We start from the raw sequence: 19171 nt of genomic DNA, 5'->3' as shown, positions 1-19171 counted from the left end.
CGTGGTGCCCTCCCCATGCGCGGGAGGGGTCCAATCACTCCGTAGGAGCCTGCTTGCAGGCGAACCGTGCGAGCAAGCCTTGAGTTGCCATCCATGGCGAGGCAAAGGTGCTTTCGATTCAGCCCCGGCCCCGCCATCCCTGGCGGGTCGCCAAACCGCGAACAAAGCTGCGCTTTGTAAACTCGCGGCTTGGCCCTGCAAGCAGGCTCCTACAAAGCAATCTGCCACCGCGGTTATTCGGCCTTCTTGATCCAGTAGATAAACTCGTCGTTTTCCTCCGCGTGCTGCACCAGTTCGTAGCCGAGGAACTGGCAGAACTTGGGCACGTCCCGCTGGGTGGAGGGATCGGTGGCAATCATTTGCAACACCTCGCCGGGGCCCACTTTGCGCACCGCTGTGTGCAACATCATGACAGGCTCCGGGCACAGGAGGCCGCGGGCATCCAATATATGATCTGACTTCATGGGGGCCATTGTCCGGGATTTTCCCAACACCGTCATCTTATTTGCCGCTATGCGCGGCCAATTTGCCTATCTGCAGAACCGACAGTCCGGCTAAAATTCCCAAACCCAACCCAAGAAGAGTGGAAAATGATTTACGTCTTGATCGAGCGGGAAATTGCCGAGGATATGGAGAGTACCTACGAGGAGACGGCGCGCCAGCTGCTGACCCGCGCCTACCGCACCGTGGGATTTATCGAGGGGCACACCTATCGCGCGCAGGACAATCCACTGCGCCGCTTCACCCTTTCCAAGTGGCAGTCGGCACTGCATTGGCAGCACTGGTATACCAGTGAGGAACGGCGCGCGCAGATGGCACTGCTGGCTCCCCTGCTGGCCGCCGAGGAGCGCATTACGATCCTGGAAAACGCAGATTCTTAACCCCACGAACTTGTTCGCCGGGTTAAGAATCTACGGCACAAGGATGCGCCATCGCCGACCGCAGGCCGGCCGATCAAGTAGATCAAGGATAATCTATTTGATCACCGAGGTAACAAAATCCGCCGCAGCAGTAGCCGCCGCCTGCCAATGCTGTTCCCGGCTAAAGCCGCTGGCACGCCGCGATTTGAAATCGTGATCGCCGTCGGCCAGCCATTCGAAACGGATGGAATCCGGCAACCGGTAAGCGGCCACCTCGTCGAAATTGCCGAGGGGGTCCCGGGTTCCCTGCACAAACAGCGCCGGGCACTCAAGGGAATAGAGATGCCCGGTGCGCAGCTTCTCCGGCTTGCCTCGGGGATGGAAGGGATAACCCAGGCAGACCAGTCCGCCGATGCGACCCTGCCGATATTCGTCCGTGGCCAGCAGACTCGCCACCCGCCCACCCAGGGACTTGCCGCCGATAAACAGTGGAAGCCTCTCCCTTTCCGCGGCCAGCTCCAGGATCTGTTCCCGGTAGCAGTCCAGCAACACTTCCATTTTGTTGGGCGGCCGCTTGCCCCCGCCGCTGCGACGCTCGGCCATATAGGGGAATTCGAAGCGCAGCACCTCGATACCCCGCGCACAGAGACCGGCGGCAATCGCCTGCATGAATTCGCTGTCCATGGGCGCACCGGCGCCGTGGGCGAACAGGAAGCGCGCCGCGGCCTTCCCTGCCGGGCGGTCGACCAGCATTTCAGTCATCTTCGGGAAGGTCCCGCGCCAGCACCAGGTTGACCGATTCCTCCCCCGGCTCGAACCAGATCACCACCTCGCCGGACTGCAGCTGCCGGCGCAGGCTGGCCACCTTGTCCTCCAGGCTCGCCTCCCGCTCGCCGTAGTCGGTGCCGTCGCGGGTGGCGTATTCCTCGAGGAGGTTCTGCAGGGTGCCGGGGTCCAGTTGTGGGTAGGGAATCTTCATAGTGGTCGGTGGGATGGCCAGTGGCTAAAAACGGCTATTCTAACCGCCAACCACCGGCCACTCACCACTTCACCACTACTCAGCGGCGGGTTTGCGGAAACGCAATGTCATACGGTCGCTCTCGCCGATCGCCAGGTACTTGTCCTTGTCCTGGTCGCCCAGGCCCAGAGACGGCGGCAGGGTCCACACGCCTTTCGGGTGGTCGGCGGTGTCTTTCGGGTTGGCGTTGACCTCGCTGGTGGCCTCCAGTTCAAAGCCGGCCTTCTTCGCCAGTTCAACCACGTAGTCCTGGGTCATATAGCCGCTCTTCATCATATCCTCGCGGCTGGTGCCCGGCTTGGCCCGGTGCTCCACCACACCCAGCACACCGCCGGGCTTCAGCGCGGCAAAGAAGGTCTCGAAGGCTTTCTGCTCGTTGTCGCCGCGCATCCAGTTGTGCACGTTGCGGAAGGTGAGCACCGCGTCGGCGCTGCCGGCGGGCGCAATCTCGCTGCCGCCGGCGGGATCGAAGGCGGTCAGGCGGATACCGCCGTAGACCTTTTCGTCGGCGGCAATCTTCTTCTCGAAGGCGGTGAGGGATTTGCGGAAGTAATCGGAGCTGGTATCCGCGGGGAAGTGAGCGGCGTAGAAGGTGCCCTTTTCCATCAGGTAGGGGGCGAGGATTTCCGTGTACCAGCCGCCGCCGGGCCAGATCTCCACCACTGTCATATCCGGCTCGATACCCAGGAATTCCAGCGTCTCCGCCGGGTGGCGGTACTGGTCCCTCTCCGCATAGGCGGGAGTGCGGTGGTCGCCGCCGATCGTCGATTTCAGGTTGGCGGCCTGGGCGGTACCGGCAATCATTGCGGAGCACAGCAGTGCTCCCAGCCATTTTTGCATTTTCATAGAGTCTCCATTTTTATTGATTATGAATCCAGTTTCGATTCCACACTGTCGATCTTATCCTGCAGGGACTGCGAGCGGTCGGTACGGGTTCCCAGTTTCAGGCAGCCCGATGGAGTTATCAGGTAAAGCGCCAGTCGCTACAATGCAGCACAGTGTAACCACACCCCGCAGCTAAGGAATACCCCATGCAACAGCATCTCGTAATCTCCCTGATCAGCGACGACAAGCCCGGCGTAGTCGAAAAACTCTCCGCCGCGGTGGCGGAAAACGGCGGCAATTGGGAGGACAGCCGCATGGCGCACTTCGCCGGCAAGTTCGCCGGTATCCTGCGCGTCAGCGTACCCGCGGACGCCGGCCAGGGGCTGCGGGAGGCCCTGGAAGCTCTCGCCGATGAAGGTTACAGGATTCAGGTCGAGGAGTCGCTGGCGGTGGCAGGCGGCCCCCTCCAGATCCTAAAGCTGAAGCTGGTGGGCAACGACCGCCCCGGCATAGTGCGGGAGATCTCCCGTGCCCTGGCCGCGCGCCAGATCAATATGGAGCAGTTGGAAACCGGCTGCAGCAGTGTGCCCGGCAGCGGCGAGCCGCTGTTTACCGCCGAGTGCACCATCGGCGTGGCGGAAGATATGGATCTCGACGGCCTGCGCGACGAATTGGACGAGATCGCCGACGAGCTGGGGGTGGAGATCGACTGCGAGGAGACTTCGCCCCCGCAACTGTGAAATAATCCGCAACCCCACTCTACTGTGGGAGCCAGCCCTGCTGGCGATAAACCGGCGGAGCAAAACATCGCCGCATTCACCTGCCAGGCAGGCTCCCACAGCGCGGTTGCATTATTTCCCTGTCAATGTTCAAAATCGTCCTCTACCAACCGGAAATCGCCCCAAACACCGGCAATATCATCCGCCTCTGCGCCAATACCGGCGCCGAGCTGCACCTGATCGAGCCGCTGGGCTTCGCCATGGACGACAAGCGGCTGCGCCGCGCCGGGCTGGATTACCGCGAGTACAGCCGCGTGGAGCGCCACCGGGACTGGCAGACCTTTGTGGATGCGGAGCAGCCCGCGCGGGTGCTGGCGCTGTCCACCAAGGGCCGCCGGAACCACGCGGAGATAGACTATCGGCCCGGCGACGCCATCGTCTTCGGCCCCGAGACCCGCGGCCTGCCGGCGGAATTCCTCGCCCGCGTGGGCGCGGAGCAGACGCTGCGCATCCCCATGCGCGCCGACAGCCGCAGCCTCAACCTCTCCAACGCCGCCGCCGTGGTCGTCTACGAAGCCTGGCGGCAGCTGGGATTTCCCGAAGCGCAATAAAGATTGACCATGCACGCACCGATCGGACTCTTTTACGGCTCCAGCACCTGCTACACGGAAATGGCCGCGGAGAAAATCCGCGAGCGCCTCGGCGCCGAGTGGGTGGACCTGCACAATATCGCCGATGGCGATATCGCCGCAGTGGAGAACTACGACTTCCTGATTTTCGGTATCCCCACCTGGGATTACGGCGAACTACAGGAAGACTGGGAAAACTGCTGGGACGAGCTGGCCCAGCTCGACCTGCACGGCAAGACAGCGGCCCTGTTCGGCCTCGGCGACCAGGAGGGCTATCCGCAGTGGTTCCAGGACGCTCTCGGCTACCTGCATGCGCAGGTGGTGACCCTGGGCGCCCGGGCGGTGGGCTACTGGCCCGCGGAGGGTTACCAGTTCGAGGAATCCAAGGGACTGACGGAGGACGGCAGCCGGTTTGTCGGCCTGGCCCTGGACGAGGAAAACGAGTTCGAGCTCTCCGACGAGCGCATCGACCAGTGGTGCGCCCAGGTGATGCGTGAATTCGGTTTGAGCCAGTGAGCAAAGACAAACTTCACGCGGATATCGAGTGGCGCGACGACGGCCAGCCCCTTTCCCGCGCCTTCGACGATATCTACTTCTCCAACACGTCCGGGCTGGAAGAGAGCCGCTACGTCTTCCTGCAACAGAACCGGCTGCCCGAGCGCTGGGCAGAACTGCCGGAAGGCGCCGGTTTTACCATCGGCGAAACCGGCTTCGGCACCGGCCTGAATTTTCTCGCCGCCTGGCAGCTGTGGCTGGACACAGCGCCAACAGACGCCCGCCTGCATTTCATCTCGGTGGAAAAATACCCCCTCCACAGCGCAGACCTGCAACGCGCCCTCGACCTCTGGCCGCAGCTTCAGCCGCTGGCCGGGCAGCTATTGCGGGATTACCCGCCCCTGCTCGCCACCGGCGTGCACCGGTTGCACTTCGGCCGTGTCTGCCTGACCCTGGTGATCGGCGAGGCCAGCGAAGCGCTCCGCTCCCTGCGCCTGGAGGACGAGCGCCGCGACCGGCTTGTCGACGCCTGGTTCCTGGACGGTTTCGCACCGGCCAGGAATCCCGCCATGTGGACACCGGAACTGTTCGGGAATATGGCCGCGCTCAGCAAACCGGGCGCCACTTTCGCCACCTTTACCTGCGCGGGCCTGGTCAAGCGCGGACTGAAGGGCGCCGGTTTTGGGCTGGAGAAGGTGCCCGGCTACGGGCGGAAGCGGGAAATGTTGCGAGGGCAGTTGGAAAAGACCAAGGAGGCCACCTTTACCGTCACGCCCTGGCATCTTCCATCGGGACCCGGGACCGTCGGGACCCGGGACCCGGGAGATGCCGGCTTCAGGTGCGGCGATTCTCGCCAACATCCCGCCGATGCGCGGGGTGCGATTCTCGAACCCGGGAAAAACCTTGCGCGCGCTCCCGGGTCCCGGGTCCCGGGTCCCGGGTCCCGTCAAATCGCCGTTATCGGCGCCGGCATCTCCGGCGCCACCGCCGCCCACGCCCTGGCGGAACGCGGCCTCCGGGTCCGGGTCTTCGAGCAGGGCCCCGGGCCCGGCAGCGGGGCCTCCGGCAATGACCAGGGTATCCTCTACGCCAAACTGTCTCCCAAACCCGGCCCCAACGGGGATTTCAACCTGCACGCACTGCTGTTCGCGCTGCGCTACTACCGCAACTACTGCGCGGGTGCGGCGCATTTCTGCGGCCTGCTGCAACTGGCGCAGAGCGACAAAGAGCGGGAGTTGCAGCGGCAGGTCGCCGAGTGGCTCGACTTTCACCGGGCCGGGGAGCTGGCCCGGGCCGTTGACGCGGTCGAGGCCGGCAGAATCGCCGGCCTGCCGCTGGATTTCGGCGGATTGTATTTCCCCTCCGCCGGCTGGCTGGAACCGCAAAAAGTCTGCGCGACACTGCTGCAGCACAAAAATATCGAACTGCACTGCAATACGGCAGTCGAGAAACTGCAGCAACGAGAAAACGGGTGGTTACTGCAAACCTGTAGGAGCGGCCCGGCCGGGAGCGGCCCATGGCCGCGATCTGACTTTCCGCCGGAACAGATGCCGAACGCGGCCAGAGAATTTTCAGCAGACGCGGTGATCGTCTGCACCGCCAACGGCATGACACAGTTTGCTCAAACCGATCCCCTGCCCCTGCGCCCCATCCGCGGCCAGGTCTCCAGCGCGGCCGCCGGCTCGCAGTCACAGAGGCTCGAAACCGTGCTCTGCGGCGAGGGTTACCTGGCACCCGCTTTTCGCGGCCGCCACACCTTCGGTGCCACTTTCAGGTTAAAGGAAACACAGACCGAATTGCGTGAAGCGGAGCACCGGGAAAACCTGGCCAACCTGACCGAGCTGCTGCCACAGATAGCCGGGGAGTTTTCCACCGACCCGATGCAAGGCCGCGCCGCGGTGCGCGCCGCCACCCCCGATTACCTCCCGGTGACCGGGCCTGTGCCCGACTGGGAATCGTTGAACAACACCTACGCGGCACTGGGTAAAAACCGCAAACAGCTGATCGCGCAGACCGCCGGCTACCAGCGGAACCTGTTCGTCCTCGGCGGGCTGGGTTCCCGCGGATTCACCTATGCGCCGCTGGCGGCGGAAGTGCTCGCCGCCTGGCTCTGCGGGGAAGTGATGCCGGTCAGCTGTGACCTGGTAAAGGCACTGCACCCGACGCGCTTTGCCATTCGCGCCCTGGGCAAAAAGAAAGGGGACTGAATCCCTTTGTAGGAGTGGCGGGGCGGCCATCCGCCCATGGCCGCGATCAATAGCGGGTCGGGGTGGTGTAGCCACGCACCGTCAAGCCTCCGGAACAGTTGAGGCCAGCAAACTGCCGCTGCCGGAACCGCAGGCCACAATGGATTTCATCGCCGCCTCCACGGTGACGTTGGGCAGGATCTCAACACAGTCCGCCGGCACATGAAACACGAAACCGGAAGTGGGCACCGGCGCCGTGGGCACGTACACGGTGTAGTCGCCATTGGCGTGGCGGGAGGTGACGATGGCGGTGACGGAAAGCGGGTTGTCGGCGCCGTGAATGCGCACCCGCGCCACCGGCCCGGACAGCACCCCCTCGCCACCGCCACCGATAAACTGCAGCACCAGGTCCTTGATGGTGCTGTAACCGGGCGCCAGGCGGCTCAGCCACCGGTCCACGTGATTGTGCATCCAGCGCCCCACCCCGGTCTTGACGACCAGCCCGATCAGGAAGCAGCCGCCGAGAATCAGCCCTATCACCGCCAGCTGGGCGAGGGTATCCTTGATCTTCGTATGGGTTTCCATCCACTGGGTGGCCGGCGCCACCAATTCGCTGACCTGGCCAAACAGCCATTGGAACAGCAGAATGAAAATGGCGATGGGCAGCACCACCGCCAGTCCGCCCAAAAGGGTCAAGGTGATAAAGGTTTTTACTCTGGTCATAATTTTCCAATGCGAATACTGAAAGCACTGTTGCTGGCGCTGACGCCCGTTGCGGCCCCGGTCGCGGCGGCACCGCTGCCGGAAACCCCGTTCGAACTGCTGGACGAGCGCAGCCGCCCGGCGGATCGCTTTACCCAGGGTCTCTATTTCGACGGCGAGCGCTGGTGGGAGAGCAGCGGGCTCTACCGGCGCTCCTGGCTGGCCGAGTATACCGACCCCGGCGGCAATCCCCTAAGACGCAAATGGCTGGCTGAGAACCGCTTCGCAGAGGGCCTGGCGGTGCACGGCGACAAGCTGTACCTGCTCACTTACAGGGCCGGCGAACTGCAGGTCTATCGCCGCAAAGACCTCGCCCCCGTGAACAAACTGAGTTACTCGGGCGAGGGCTGGGGGCTCGCCAGCGACGGCGAGCAGCTGATTATGAGCGACGGCTCCGACGAACTCACCTTTCGCAATCTGGAAACCTTCGAAGTCGAGCGGCGCCTGAAAGTGCACGGCGGCGGCGAGAAGTGGGCGCATCTGAACGAACTGGAATATGTGCGGGGGCTGATCTGGGCAAACATCTGGCAGGACACGCGCATCATCGCCATCGATCCCGCCAGCGGCGAAGTGCGCGGGCTGGTCGACCTGCAATCCCTGGCGCCGGAAAGGCGCCACCCGGACGTTGTAGCCAACGGCATCGCCTGGGATGAAAAGCGCAACGGACTCTGGGTGACGGGGAAATACTGGCCCGCGCTCTATCTGATCCGGCCCCGGGGTCAGCCGCGATAGACATCGATAACAGTCAGCACCCCACCGCCGCGCACCAGTTCGAGCGCTTCCCCGGAGATCTGCAGGCGGAAGCCGTGGCCCCGCGGCTGCAGGCTGATGCCTTCGGGACCGTTGGCGCCGTCGTAGAGCTGCGCATTGTCGCCGTCGCCCCCTCGCCACTGCACCCCCTCCACCCGGCGCATTCCGGGCAGGTGCAAAGTCAGGACCTGCAGGTCCACCGGCAGCGGGCGCAGCTCCACCCGCGCGATACCGCTGGCAGTGGCGACGGAAAAAGACAGTTGATTTTTCGGCGCCGGTTGCCAGCCGAGATGGGTGTCGGCCAGTGCGGACTGCACCAGGGAATGGCGAGGCGCCGTGGTCACGCATCCGGCGAGACCGACCATCAGCAGCAAAAAGAGTGTTATCGGGGCACGCATAGCGTTATCCATGCTATGACTATGGTCCGCCGATTATAGGCATTCTCCTCGATTTAAAAATGAAAAAAGCGACAAAATTGTGAAAATGTTCCGATAGCGGTGTGTACCCCATCTCGTCCTCAAGATGTCCTTCCGGCGGGCAAAGCACATCCGGCTGCTACAACGGCCTATCGAGACCCTCGTAGATATTGTCGAGTTTCTTCATGCGGTCGTCGTAGGCGGCCTCGAGACATCGCACGTCGCTGCCACATTGGCGGCGCTCCGCCAGCCATTTGCGCTGCTGCTCCTGAATGTCGCCCCGCTCTCCCATCGCTACCAGTCCCAGGAGATAGTGATATTTCGTGCTCATTGCGACATCTTTGTCATCGAGGGAGGAGTTGGCACATATAGCCTTTTCATCTGGATGACTGGCCTTGGCACAGTTGAAACTCGCGGCCTGCCCCAGAACCGGAGCCAGGGCCAGCAAAAGGACTCCGGTATACCGATGTACTTTCTTCATGGTCGCTTCCGTAGGTCGAGGAGGTTAAAGACAGCATAGTGGAAATTTGAGCCACCTGCCGCTTGATGGCCTTCGGCTCAGCCGGGCAGGAGGGACGCGATCACCCCGAGCGCCTCCCACCCAACAGAACCCCCGCCAGCCGTTCGATATGCGCAAAAGGCGAGAGCGTCACCAATCGTGGCCGCAGTAGCAACATAAGACGTTATACTCCGCCCCCATGCGACAGATCCCACAAGACCCACAACAAATCCTCGAACACGTCTTCGGCTACAGCGCCTTCCGCGGTCCCCAGCGGGAGATCATCGACACCTTGATGGCCGGCGGGGACGCGCTGGTGCTGATGCCCACCGGCGGTGGCAAGTCCCTCTGCTACCAGATCCCGTCGCTGGCGCGGCCCGGCTGCGGGGTGGTGATCTCGCCGCTGATCGCCCTGATGCAGGACCAGGTGGAGGCACTGCGGGCCGCCGGGGTCAACGCGGCATTCCTCAACTCCTCCCTGCCCTTCGACGAGGCCCAGGCCATCGAGGGCGCGCTGCTGCGCAATGAGCTGGACCTGATCTACCTGGCGCCGGAGCGCCTGCTGCAACCGCGCACTCTGGAGCTGCTGCAGCGGATCGAACTGTCGCTGTTCGCTATCGACGAGGCCCACTGCGTGTCCCAGTGGGGCCACGACTTCCGCGCCGATTACCTGCATCTGAACTGCCTGCACGAGCAGTTCCCCAATGTGCCGCGTATCGCCCTCACCGCCACCGCGGACAGGCGCACCCGGGAGGAAATCGCCCACCGCCTGGACCTGCAGGAACAAAGAGGCGCGCGACATTTCGTCAGCAGCTTCGACCGCCCCAATATCCAGTATCGTATCGCCCAAAAGGACAACCCCCGCCGCCAGCTGCTGCAGTTCCTGCGCGAGTCACAGGAAGGCAGTGCCGGTATCGTCTACTGCCTGTCCCGCAACAAAGTGGAGAATACCGCCGACTGGCTGTGCCAGCAGGGCTTTACAGCCCTCCCTTACCACGCCGGCCTGCCCGCGCCGTTGCGCGCGGAACACCAGCGGCGCTTCCTGCACGAAGAAGGCGTGATCATCGTCGCCACCATTGCCTTCGGTATGGGCATCGACAAACCGGACGTGCGCTTTGTGGCCCACCTGGACCTGCCCAAGAGCGTCGAGGCCTACTACCAGGAGACCGGCCGCGCCGGGCGCGACGGCGAAGCGGCCACCGCGCTGTTGCTCTACGGCCTGGAGGACGTGGTGAAGCTGGCGCAGATGGCGGAATCCTCCGAGGGCAGCGAGGAGCACAAGCGGCAGGAGCGCGCGCGACTGAACGCCATGCTCGGCCTGTGCGAGATCACCAGTTGCCGTCGTCGGGCCCTACTGCATTATTTTGGAGAGGAGATGCCCACTCCCTGCGGCAACTGCGACACCTGCCTGGAACCGCCGCAGACCTGGGACGGCACCCAGGCCGCGGCCAAACTGTTGTCCTGCGTCTACCGCACCGGCCAGCGCTTCGGCGCCGCCCACGTGATCGACGTGCTGCGCGGCTCGGAAAACGAAAAGGTGCGCAAGTTTGGCCACCAGAACCTCTCCACCTACGGCATAGGCACGGATCTATCCGCTGCCGAATGGCGCGGTGTGGTCCGCCAACTGGTGGTGCGCGGCTACCTGGAGGTGGAGGGGGAATTCAGCAGCGTCCGGCTGACCGAAGCTTGCCGCCCACTGCTCCGCGGCGAGGAATCCATCCAGTTGCGCAAGCTGCCGCCAAAAGCCGCCCGCGCGGAAACCCGCAGGACCGCCGCCCCGGCGACGGAACTCACCGCCGCCGACGAACCTCTTTGGGAGGCCCTGCGCGCCTGCCGCAAGCAACTGGCGGAAGAAAACGGCGTGCCGCCCTATGTGGTCTTCCACGATGCAACCTTGCGTGAAATGGCCAGCGCCAAGCCGCAAACTCCGGAGGAGCTGCTGGCCATCTCCGGGGTGGGCGACAGCAAGCTGGAGCGGTTTGGCGATGCCTTTCTGGCGGTTTTGCGGGAATATCAGTCCGCGCCGGTCGATTAATATATTTAGCACACGGCAAAACTTTCAGGCCCCCTCCCCGCTTGCGGGGGAGGGGCTGGGGGAGGGGGCTCCCGGCAACGCCTTCCCCTCTCCCCCAACCCCTCTCCCCGGAGGGGAGAGGGGAGCGAACGAACACAGCCTAGCCGAGCCTACAACCGAACAATCATTCGACTATTGTCAACGTTATTAACCGCCCCTAGACTCACCCCAAGCAAACAACAAAAACAGAGGTGGATCATGGCCCGGATCGACATTCGCGCCGGTTTGAGCAACGAGGAACTCGACGCCCACTGGATGCCGTTTACCGGCAACCGCCACTTCAAGTCCGAACCGCGGCTGTTTGTCAGCGCCGAGGGCATGCACTACACCACGGCGGACGGCCGCTCGGTGCTGGACGGCTTCTCCGGCCTCTGGTGCAGCAACGCCGGCCACGGCCGCAAGGAAATCGCCGACGCAGTAGCCCAGCAGCTCATCGCCCTCGACTACTCTCCCGCCTTCCAGTTCGGTCACCCGCTGGCGTTCAAGCTGGCCAGGCGCCTGGCGGACATGGCGCCGGGCGACCTGAACCGGGTCTTCTTTTGCAACTCCGGCTCCGAGGCCGCGGACACCGCGCTGAAAATCGCCCGCGCCTACTGGCGCGCCGCAGGGCGGCCGGAAAAGAACCGCCTGGTGGGCCGCGCCCAGGGCTACCACGGGGTGAACTTCGGTGGCATTTCCGTGGGCGGCATGGTGGGCAATCGCAAAACCTTCGGCCCGGTGCTGGACGTGGATCACCTCCCCCATACCCTCTTGCCGGAAAACGCCTTTTCCCGCGGCCTGCCGGAACACGGCGGCGCGGCCATGGCCGAGCGGCTGATGGATATCATCAATCTTCAGGGGGCGGAAAATATCGCCGCGGTAATGGTGGAACCCTTCGCCGGCTCCGCCGGGGTAATACTGCCGCCGAAAGGCTATCTGCAGCGGCTGCGGGAAATCTGCGACCAGCACCATATCCTGCTGATCTTCGACGAAGTGATCACCGGCTTCGGCCGCACCGGTTCGGCATTTGCCGCACAGGAATTCGGCGTGCAGCCGGATATCATCACCACCGCCAAGGGCATCTCCAACGGCGCCGTTCCCCTCGGCGCGGTGTTTGTCCGCGAGGACATCTATGATGCCTTTATGCAGGGGCCGGAACAGTTTCCCGAACTGGCACACGGCTATACCTACTCCGCACACCCGGTGGCCTGCGCCGCGGCCATGGCGACCCTGGATATCTACGAAAGGGAAAACCTGTTCGCGCGGGTCCGGGAACTGGCGCCGCATTTCGAGGATGCCCTGCACGGCCTGAATGGCGAGCGCCACGTCATTGATATTCGCAACTACGGCCTGGCCGGCGCAATCCAACTGCAACCCCGCGAAGGCGAGCCGGGCAAACGCGCGATGGAAGCGGTGCTGGAAGCCTACCAGCGCGGTGTACTGCTGCGCTGGACCGGCGATACCATCGCCGTCGCACCGCCGTTTGTTATCCAGCGGGAGCAGATAGACCAGATTGCGCAGACGCTGTCAGAAATTCTGCGGGAAATTGACTGACCCCTGCAGGAAACTGCTTGCAGGGCCACGCCGCGCGCTTACAAAGCACAGCTTTGTGCGCGGTGTGGCGACCCGCCAAGGATGGCGGAGCCGGGGCAGGATCGAAAGCGAAATTGTAGCGCCAGGGACGGCGAGCACTGAGCTTGCCACCCGCAGTTTCGCCTGCAAGCAGGCTCCTACAAAGAAAAAATCGTAGGATGGGCAAAGCAAAGCGTGCCCATCGCCGCGGCCCAGGCCACCTGCCCCGCTTGGCGCAACACGCCGCCGATCAAGCGGGCGAGGCTATTGCCCACTTTCTTTCTTCTGCCACCGAACAGCTTACCGGTCCCCTTCCTAAAAACAAACAAGGCAGCCCTAAGGCTGCCTCAAACGTGTGGCGTGGTAGCACCGCATTAGAAGGAATAGCGCGCGCCTATTGCGAAGGTGCGGCTGTAGATGGACGAGCCGAAGTTGTAGATATCCGGATACTCATAGTAACTCTGGTATAGGTCATCCAACAGATTAGTTGCGTCGAAGGTGAGCGTCAGGTTCTCCATCGGCGTATAGCTGGCCTGGAAGTCCAGGCTGGTTTCCTCACTATTGTAGACACCCACCGGGTTGGCGAACAGGCGGTCCTCGTGGTGATGCAGGAAATCATCGCGCCACACGTAGGAGAGACGCATATCCAGGTCACCCTTGTCATAAGCGAGAACTACGCTGTAGGAGCTGTCGGAAACACCGAACATGGGGACTTCCACCTGGCCGGTCTTGTCACCGTTATTGTCGAACTCATCCACCTTCTGCTCGGAATCCAACGCCGTATAACTCGCCTGTACACCCAGCCCATCAAGGAAGTCCGGCAGGTTCTCCGGGAAGTAAACGACACCCAATTCCAGGCCCTGCAAGACGCCGTCGGAGCTGTTTGTGGGCTGAGTGAGCGCGAAACGCCGCTCTTCCGTTTCACCCTCCGGCTGGTGCCAGACCACACGCCGGGAACTGACCTCAAAGCCTTCGATATCGCGGTGGAACAGGGTTCCGTAGAGTGCGCTCGACTCGCCGAAATACCACTCCAGGGAGAGGTCGAAGTTCTGCGACTCGGTGGGCTCCAGGTCGGGGTTGCCACCGTTGGCTTCCGCCAACCCTATATTGGTAAGATCATCGCCCCAGTTAATATAGGAATTGAGAGAGGCGAACCCCGGATAGCGCAGCGTCTGGGTGTAGGCAAAACGGGCCATCAGCTCGTCATTGATATGCCAGCGAGCCACCAGGGTGGGCAGCAGCTTTCCGTCGCTGGAAGATGCGGAACTGAAATACCCCTCTTCTCCGGGCTCAGACTCTAACTCCATATCCCGTTTGACGTGTGCATAGCGCAGCCCAATTTCACCATCGACGGGGCCGGCTTCAAACAGTGCCTGGGCATACAGGGAAGTGGTAAGTTCCTCAATCTCGAAAGTCTGTTCAAGCGCCTGCTTTTCGAAACGCCACATCCGGCGGTATTGATCCGCATTGGCAGCGATATGGTGGCCATCGGCCACGGCCCAACTGGTGGGTATGTTCGCGCGGCCATCGAAGAAACCGCTGGAGGTGTAGGTCAAGGCCGGGTCCAGTGTATCGAGCATTACAGGATCATCTTCACCCTGTCGCCGGTGGAGAAACCCTCCCTGATCCGCGGCGCCCGGGTTGTAGTCCGGATCCTGGGGGCGTGTATACTCGGCAGCGGTGCGCTGTTCGATACGCAGGCCAAAATTGGCAGTGTGGAAGAACCCCCGGTCCAGCGCAAAATCGCCGTCGATCTTCCAGGTCAGTGAGTCGCCTTCACTGGCAGAACCTGTATCGTACAACTGGGCCGCAAGCCACTGGCTTGAATCAGCCAGATTGCTTTCATCTACATCCGGAGTTTCCGGGTTGTCGTAGTGAGAAAGCGCCGACACACCGCTGCCTGTATTGAAGTCGACATGCAGGCCGTAGGCCCCGGCACGCTCGGAGCGCATGGCAATGAAATCGCTCTCAAATTCACTTTTCTGGGCAATGATCTCCGAGCGGAGCTGGAAGTCGTCGCTGATATCCCACATGCCACCCAAGGCATAGAGATAGCTGTCGGTCTTACTTACATCCAGGTCACCACTGGCAAAGCCAAAGGGGGAAGCAACATCGCGCTCTTTAACGATATTGGTTCCCGGGAACAGTTCCACATCCCCCCCGGGCAGATGGGAGTGGTCGGCCCAAGAGTCTACGAAAGAGAAATTGAGGGAATTGAAAAGTTCATTGCGATAACCATTGTAAAACGCTTCGAAGAGGTATTCCGAGCTATCGTTGGGCGCCCACTGCAGGGAAATATTCGCCGCCGGCCGCTCTCGCTTACCCTTGCCATCCACTGAGAAAACAGCGTCGCGGCCAATCAAATACTCCACATCTTCACCGTTAATATTCACGGTGGACCCGGGAGCGAAGGGCATCCCCTTTTCAAGGCCTTCTTGCCATACATCTTCTCCGCCAGTCTCCGGGCTACCATTGAATATTCTCTGGTAAGGCACAAAGCCATCGGGGGCATCGGCGCCCACAAAGAGTACGCCTGCGCCGGCGGTAACACTCTGATCACGGAAATTGGTTTCCGCATAGGAAACATTGACCAAGGCACCGAATTCACCGGCGGAAGTTTCCCAGCGATTGCTGAACAGCGCACTCAGGTTGGGATCAGTGGAGTCCGCCTGCTCCTGGTGGATACCGCGGCCAGCCAATACAACCTTGCTGCCATCGAAGTCAAAAGGCCGACGGGTGTGAATATCCACCTGGCCGGCGATACCGCTTTCGAGCTGGCTGGCGGAACGGGTTTTATAAACATCCACCCGGCCGAGCAGACTGGCAGGAATATCGGCGAGGGCCGCCGCACGACCGGTGAAGTCAGAGCCGGGGCTGGGAGAGGTAAAGATCTGACGACCGTTGACTGTGGTACCCACGTCGGTCAGGCCGCGAATGGATACACCGCTCACCTCACCGGCACCGCGGTCGGTCACCTGCACACCGGTCACCCGCTGCAGCGCCTCCACCACGTTGTTATCCGGGAACTTGCCGATATCCTCGGCGACGATGGAATCCACTATCTGGATTTTTTCCCGCTTGATTTCGATACCCTTCTCCAGACTGGCGCGCACGCCAGTCACCACGATCTCCTCCACCATTTCCGCATCCTGCGCCTGGGCCACCTGCATGCCGCTCAGGGCGGTTGCCGTAGCTATGGACGAACAGAGCAAACGTTGTTTGAACATACTTTCATCTCCATCTGAGTTTTATTATTTTATTGCCGAAACCCTGGGCCCGACCTGCAGCCCCGGGAATCAGCACGCAATCCCGCCAACATCGCCCACGCACGGCCGCAAAACAAACGGTGAGGAAGACTTTGGTGGCTTTCAGGGCCTGAATAGCGCTCGCTGAGCACATAACCCATATCGACATCGGGAAGAGCGCCTGTGTACAGCTCAGCGCAGGAGGAATTGCACGGCTCGATGGCGACCGCATGGAAGGCGGCCGTAGCGGCAGGCACGCGGTGTGAACGCGGCTTCGATCATCGCTTGTCCCTCTCTCGTTATTATCCCGCGCGTACTGCGACCTTGGCCGGTACGCACCTCTTGCGTTCTTGCGTTCTTGCGTTGTCGGGGCACTCCTTCGAGCACGACCACAGGCACGAGTATGGCCACAGGCCAGCTCTACCCCTATTTGTATTACAATTGTGCATATTATCTAGCAAATCAGCAGCCGTCAACGATAAAAAGACGCCTTTTATTATACTTTATGATCATTAAATCGAATTTTTACATTTCCCTGAAGCACTTCCCAACCGCCGCCTTCAGCCCTCTCCTGACGGAAACTTGCCAATAATTACAGTGGCCTGTATTTTTTATAAACTGAATGCAATTCCTTCCGTTCAATTCAGGTTTAAGGCTACCAGCCAAGGATAGGTGTACTCTTGTCAATCAAAGCCATCCTCTTCGACCACGACGGAACCCTCGTGGACTCGGAGCCCGCACATTTCAGGATATGGAGAAAGGTGCTTTCAGGCTACGGCGTAGACCTGAGTGAGCAGCAGTACAGGGATCATTACGCGGGTGTTCCAAGCCGGGCGAATGCGGTCGATATGGTTTCCCGCTTTTCCATCGAAGCGGAGCCGGATTCTCTCGCAAGGGAAAAGGTGCTCGCGATGAGCGACTTTATATCCCGGACGGCATTTCCACTGATGCCCGGCACCCGGGAGACAGTCCGTCGTTTTCACGCGCTGGGCCTGCAGCTGGCCATAGTTACCGGCTCCGGGCAGGAAGTGGTAACCGCCACAACGCGTACCCACTCCCTCCTGTCCCTGTTTGCAACCGTAGTGTCCGGGGACGATGTACAGCGCAACAAGCCACACCCGGACGGCTACCTGCTGGCCATGCAACGTCTCGGCCTGTCTGCGAAGGAATGCCTCGCCGTCGAGGATACGGAAGCCGGCCTGAACGCGGCCACCGAGGCAGGCATCGATTGCCTGGTGGTTCCGAACGATATGTCCACGCACCACGACTTCTCCAGGGCAAGGGAGAAATTCGCGCGGATGGATGAGGTCGGGGAGTGGGTGGAGAGAAGACTTCTGTGAAAAAAGGCGAACACCGTGTTCGCCTATCTCATGAAGTTTTATTGCGAGTATTGATGGAGGTCAGTTAAGGGCAACCACCAGCACCGACTTGGCCGGCACTTCGAGGGTCAGGCTTCCGGTATTCGCCTTGGCCTGATAACCCGCGGGTTTTACAGCCTGCGGTTTTGCGAAGGTATTGTGTGCGTCCATTTGATTGGCGGTCAGCAACTGCCCTTCCGCTTCCTTAACTTCCTCGCCCTTGACGCGCACCGCTACCTGCTGGGCGGAGTCCGGGTTCAGGTTGACCAGGGAGAGGTAGAGACGCCCATCCTTGCCGCGGGCGGCGGAGGCGCTGATGGCGGGGACGGTAACGTCACCGTGGCGATAGCTCAGCGGGTTCTCGATCTCCAGTGGCAGCGCGGTGGCGTCCTGGAAAACCTTGTACATACCAAAGGTATGGTAGGTGGGCGTCAGCAGCATCTGCTCGCCTTCCGTGAGAATCATGGCCTGGAGCACATTCACCATCTGTGCGATGTTGGTCATGGTCACCCGGTCGGCGTGATCATGGAAAATATTGAAGTTGAGCGCTGCTACCAATGCGTCGCGCAGGGTGTTCTGCTGATACAGGAAGCCGGGCTCGCGTCCCTCCTCCGGGTTGTACCAGGTGCCCCATTCGTCCACATAGAAGTCCAGTTTTTTCTCCGGATCGTTCTTGTCCAGCACCTTTTTGTTCTTGCGGATAAACTCATCCATGCGCAGTGTCTGCCACAGGGTGGATATCCACTGGTCTTCGCCGAAACCGGTGGAAGCGCCCTTGTCCTTCCAATCCCCGGTGGGCAGTGTGTAGAAGTGATGGCTGATACCGCCCGCATCGCGGATATTCGCACTGAGCACCTCGGTCCAGTCCGTGCGGACATCGGTTCCGCCGCTGGCCACCAGTTTCGGGCGCGTGCCGTGCGGGCTCTTGAGGAAGGTGGCGTAGTGGTTGTAGAGATCGGCGTAGTACTCGGGACGCATATTGCCGCCACACCCCCAGGCCTCGTTGCCCACACCGAAGTAGGCGACTTTCCACGGCTTGTCGCGGCCGTTTTTGCGGCGCTCTTCCACCACAGCCGAATTGCTGTCGCCGGTCATGTATTCCAGCCACTCGGCCATTTCCCGCGGGGTGCCGGTACCCAGGTTGCCGTTGACATAAGCTTCGGCGCCGAGCAGTTCCACCAGCTCGAAAAACTCGTGGGTGCCGAAGGCGTTGTCTTCGGGCACGCCGCCCCAGTGGGTGTTGACTCGCACGGGGCGCTGGTCGCGCGGACCTATGCCGTCGCGCCAGCGGTATTCGTCGGCGAAGCAGCCGCCTGGCCAGCGCACCAGCGGCACTTTGATCTCCCGCAATGCTTCGATCACATCGGTACGGAAGCCGCGGATGTTTTCGATCTCCGAATCCTCACCCACCCAGATCCCCTCGTAAATACCGCGCCCCAGGTGTTCGGCAAACTGGCCGTAGATATCCCGGTGGATGCGTGGGCCCGGCTGTGTACTATCGATTTCAATCCGGCTGATTTCCGCCGCGGACAGCGGCAGGGACAAAGTACAGGCGGCGAGTGCCAACCATCTTCTTATTGGCGTTTTCATGGGTTTCCTCTCTATCATTTATTGGATTATTGATAAAAAAAAGGTGGTATACATCTACCTAATTACCACCGTTGCTAAGCTATGATATACTGTATATCCATACAGTCAAGTCATTAATTTACAAGGAATTCGGTCATGGCACGCAACAAGGTCCAGTTTCAGAAAGGCATCAGTTTGGGCGATTTTATTAAAAA

The 19171-nt window shown here is 61.4% G+C and carries 18 protein-coding genes; 9 read left to right on the top strand and 9 right to left on the bottom strand.

Translation table 11 applies throughout. From position 1 onward, the window contains the following. Positions 1–233: 233 nt before the first annotated feature. A complete protein-coding gene (tusA, locus tag ACRC0P_RS19185; RefSeq protein ID WP_438632917.1) occupies positions 234–464 on the bottom strand; it encodes a sulfurtransferase TusA in 231 nt (76 codons plus the stop codon). Between the two features lie 126 nt (positions 465–590). Here tusA and ACRC0P_RS19180 point away from each other — a divergent pair, with 126 nt between their 5' ends. Continuing rightward, a complete protein-coding gene (locus ACRC0P_RS19180; RefSeq protein ID WP_438632916.1) occupies positions 591–881 on the top strand; it encodes an antibiotic biosynthesis monooxygenase family protein in 291 nt (96 codons plus the stop codon). A 93-nt stretch (positions 882–974) separates the two neighbouring features. On the opposite strand, the gene ACRC0P_RS19175 is transcribed toward ACRC0P_RS19180, so the two are convergent. From ACRC0P_RS19175 to ACRC0P_RS19165, 3 genes are all read right to left on the bottom strand, one after another. Then, positions 975–1622 (bottom strand): alpha/beta fold hydrolase, encoded by a 648-nt coding sequence (locus tag ACRC0P_RS19175; RefSeq protein WP_438632915.1) that lies wholly within the window; start codon positions 1620–1622, stop codon positions 975–977. After that, entirely contained in the window at positions 1615–1839 is a 225-nt protein-coding gene (locus ACRC0P_RS19170; RefSeq protein ID WP_438632914.1) for a YheU family protein, read from the bottom strand. Before ACRC0P_RS19170 ends, ACRC0P_RS19175 begins: the two co-directional genes overlap by 8 nt. Before the next feature lie 75 nt (positions 1840–1914). Then, on the bottom strand, positions 1915–2724 hold the full coding sequence (locus ACRC0P_RS19165) for a class I SAM-dependent methyltransferase (RefSeq protein ID WP_438632913.1): 810 nt from the start codon (positions 2722–2724) through the stop codon (positions 1915–1917). A gap of 185 nt (positions 2725–2909) precedes the next feature. On the opposite strand from ACRC0P_RS19165, the gene ACRC0P_RS19160 reads away from it, so the two are divergent. The 4 genes from ACRC0P_RS19160 (at position 2910) to mnmC (ending at position 6753) form a co-directional block, all read left to right on the top strand. Beyond that, positions 2910–3443, top strand: coding sequence for a glycine cleavage system protein R (locus ACRC0P_RS19160; RefSeq protein WP_438632912.1), 534 nt, complete (start codon positions 2910–2912; stop codon positions 3441–3443). Positions 3444–3568: 125 nt separating this feature from the next. Then, positions 3569–4033: a tRNA (uridine(34)/cytosine(34)/5-carboxymethylaminomethyluridine(34)-2'-O)-methyltransferase TrmL gene (trmL, locus tag ACRC0P_RS19155; RefSeq protein WP_438632911.1), complete on the top strand. Its 465-nt coding sequence runs from the start codon at positions 3569–3571 to the stop codon at positions 4031–4033. A gap of 9 nt (positions 4034–4042) precedes the next feature. After that, entirely contained in the window at positions 4043–4567 is a 525-nt protein-coding gene (fldB, locus tag ACRC0P_RS19150; protein WP_438632910.1) for a flavodoxin FldB, read from the top strand. Next, a complete protein-coding gene (mnmC, locus tag ACRC0P_RS19145) occupies positions 4564–6753 on the top strand; it encodes an FAD-dependent 5-carboxymethylaminomethyl-2-thiouridine(34) oxidoreductase MnmC (protein WP_438632909.1) in 2190 nt (729 codons plus the stop codon). The genes fldB and mnmC overlap by 4 nt, the downstream gene beginning before the upstream one ends. An 81-nt stretch (positions 6754–6834) precedes the next feature. Here the strand turns inward: mnmC and ACRC0P_RS19140 are convergent, their stop codons facing one another. Further along, the gene (locus tag ACRC0P_RS19140) at positions 6835–7455 is read right to left on the bottom strand and encodes a DUF502 domain-containing protein (RefSeq protein WP_438632908.1); all 621 of its coding nucleotides are present in this window, start codon (positions 7453–7455) and stop codon (positions 6835–6837) included. 9 nt (positions 7456–7464) lie between these two features. Between ACRC0P_RS19140 and ACRC0P_RS19135 the strand changes: the two genes are divergently transcribed. Then, entirely contained in the window at positions 7465–8226 is a 762-nt protein-coding gene (locus ACRC0P_RS19135; RefSeq protein ID WP_438632907.1) for a glutaminyl-peptide cyclotransferase, read from the top strand. Here ACRC0P_RS19135 and ACRC0P_RS19130 read toward each other — a convergent pair. Both ACRC0P_RS19130 and ACRC0P_RS19125 read right to left on the bottom strand, forming a co-directional pair. Continuing rightward, positions 8214–8642 (bottom strand): hypothetical protein, encoded by a 429-nt coding sequence (locus tag ACRC0P_RS19130; protein ID WP_438632906.1) that lies wholly within the window; start codon positions 8640–8642, stop codon positions 8214–8216. The two genes, ACRC0P_RS19135 and ACRC0P_RS19130, sit on opposite strands and share 13 nt — an antisense overlap. Before the next feature lie 157 nt (positions 8643–8799). Further along, positions 8800–8991, bottom strand: coding sequence for a lysozyme inhibitor LprI family protein (locus tag ACRC0P_RS19125; protein ID WP_438632905.1), 192 nt, complete (start codon positions 8989–8991; stop codon positions 8800–8802). A gap of 367 nt (positions 8992–9358) precedes the next feature. Between ACRC0P_RS19125 and recQ the strand changes: the two genes are divergently transcribed. Together recQ and ACRC0P_RS19115 are read left to right on the top strand one after the other, a co-directional pair. After that, the gene (recQ, locus tag ACRC0P_RS19120; RefSeq protein WP_438632904.1) at positions 9359–11194 is read left to right on the top strand and encodes a DNA helicase RecQ; all 1836 of its coding nucleotides are present in this window, start codon (positions 9359–9361) and stop codon (positions 11192–11194) included. Between the two features lie 237 nt (positions 11195–11431). Continuing rightward, on the top strand, positions 11432–12766 hold the full coding sequence (locus ACRC0P_RS19115) for an aspartate aminotransferase family protein (RefSeq protein WP_438632903.1): 1335 nt from the start codon (positions 11432–11434) through the stop codon (positions 12764–12766). Positions 12767–13158: 392 nt separating this feature from the next. On the opposite strand, the gene ACRC0P_RS19110 is transcribed toward ACRC0P_RS19115, so the two are convergent. Next, a complete protein-coding gene (locus ACRC0P_RS19110) occupies positions 13159–16011 on the bottom strand; it encodes a TonB-dependent receptor (protein WP_438632902.1) in 2853 nt (950 codons plus the stop codon). Positions 16012–16709: 698 nt separating this feature from the next. Here ACRC0P_RS19110 and ACRC0P_RS19105 point away from each other — a divergent pair. Next, a complete protein-coding gene (locus ACRC0P_RS19105; RefSeq protein WP_438632901.1) occupies positions 16710–17369 on the top strand; it encodes an HAD family hydrolase in 660 nt (219 codons plus the stop codon). A 60-nt stretch (positions 17370–17429) separates the two neighbouring features. Here the strand turns inward: ACRC0P_RS19105 and ACRC0P_RS19100 are convergent, their stop codons facing one another. Continuing rightward, positions 17430–18977: an alpha-N-arabinofuranosidase gene (locus ACRC0P_RS19100; RefSeq protein WP_438632900.1), complete on the bottom strand. Its 1548-nt coding sequence runs from the start codon at positions 18975–18977 to the stop codon at positions 17430–17432. Between the last annotated feature and the right edge of the window lie 194 nt (positions 18978–19171).

The sequence above is a fragment of the Microbulbifer sp. genome, assembly GCF_051659245.1.
GTDB lineage: Bacteria > Pseudomonadota > Gammaproteobacteria > Pseudomonadales > Cellvibrionaceae > Microbulbifer.
Note: the sequence above shows the minus strand (reverse complement) of the source record. Positions and strands in the feature narration are given on the sequence as shown.

Bases quoted from the DNA above. Each gene is read 5' to 3' on its own strand.
- tusA (WP_438632917.1), bottom strand. From the start codon at position 464: ATGAAGTCAGATCATATATTGGATGCCCGCGGCCTCCTGTGCCCGGAG.
- ACRC0P_RS19175 (WP_438632915.1), bottom strand. From the start codon at position 1,622: ATGACTGAAATGCTGGTCGACCGCCCGGCAGGGAAGGCCGCGGCGCGC.
- trmL (WP_438632911.1), top strand. From the start codon at position 3,569: ATGTTCAAAATCGTCCTCTACCAACCGGAAATCGCCCCAAACACCGGC.
- ACRC0P_RS19110 (WP_438632902.1), bottom strand. From the start codon at position 16,011: ATGTTCAAACAACGTTTGCTCTGTTCGTCCATAGCTACGGCAACCGCC.
- ACRC0P_RS19130 (WP_438632906.1), bottom strand. From the start codon at position 8,642: ATGCGTGCCCCGATAACACTCTTTTTGCTGCTGATGGTCGGTCTCGCC.
- ACRC0P_RS19165 (WP_438632913.1), bottom strand. From the start codon at position 2,724: ATGAAAATGCAAAAATGGCTGGGAGCACTGCTGTGCTCCGCAATGATT.
- ACRC0P_RS19100 (WP_438632900.1), bottom strand. From the start codon at position 18,977: ATGAAAACGCCAATAAGAAGATGGTTGGCACTCGCCGCCTGTACTTTG.
- ACRC0P_RS19170 (WP_438632914.1), bottom strand. From the start codon at position 1,839: ATGAAGATTCCCTACCCACAACTGGACCCCGGCACCCTGCAGAACCTC.
- ACRC0P_RS19115 (WP_438632903.1), top strand. From the start codon at position 11,432: ATGGCCCGGATCGACATTCGCGCCGGTTTGAGCAACGAGGAACTCGAC.
- ACRC0P_RS19125 (WP_438632905.1), bottom strand. From the start codon at position 8,991: ATGAGCACGAAATATCACTATCTCCTGGGACTGGTAGCGATGGGAGAG.
- recQ (WP_438632904.1), top strand. From the start codon at position 9,359: ATGCGACAGATCCCACAAGACCCACAACAAATCCTCGAACACGTCTTC.
- ACRC0P_RS19180 (WP_438632916.1), top strand. From the start codon at position 591: ATGATTTACGTCTTGATCGAGCGGGAAATTGCCGAGGATATGGAGAGT.
- ACRC0P_RS19160 (WP_438632912.1), top strand. From the start codon at position 2,910: ATGCAACAGCATCTCGTAATCTCCCTGATCAGCGACGACAAGCCCGGC.
- ACRC0P_RS19135 (WP_438632907.1), top strand. From the start codon at position 7,465: ATGCGAATACTGAAAGCACTGTTGCTGGCGCTGACGCCCGTTGCGGCC.
- fldB (WP_438632910.1), top strand. From the start codon at position 4,043: ATGCACGCACCGATCGGACTCTTTTACGGCTCCAGCACCTGCTACACG.
- ACRC0P_RS19140 (WP_438632908.1), bottom strand. From the start codon at position 7,455: ATGACCAGAGTAAAAACCTTTATCACCTTGACCCTTTTGGGCGGACTG.